1 protein-coding gene is annotated in these 248 nt (G+C 64.5%); it reads right to left on the reverse strand.

Translation table 11 applies throughout. The annotated features are described in order from the left end of the window. Nucleotides 1–248, reverse strand: a 248-nt coding sequence (locus ACZ6JE_RS15420) for a hypothetical protein (RefSeq protein ID WP_464319513.1), incomplete at both ends; no start/stop codon positions are given.

Raw genomic sequence — 248 nt, forward strand, 5'->3', positions numbered from 1 at the left:
TGGGCCGAGACACCCGAGTAGACGAAGCCGAGCTTGTTATCGGGCACGTCGAGGGCGTCGGCGGCCGTCTCGACCTTGACCGTGTATTCGATGTCTCGGTCCGCTACAGCGGTGATGCTGTGGTCGCTGTTGTCGAAGGTCAGGGTCTTCCCGTCGTTCGAGACGACGCCCTCCTTGAGGTCGTAGCCATCCCAGACCAACCAGCCGTCCGCGGTCGTGGCCTTGTACCGGCTCGACGCCGTCGCCTG

The organism is Frigoribacterium sp. AC759 (assembly GCF_979256015.1).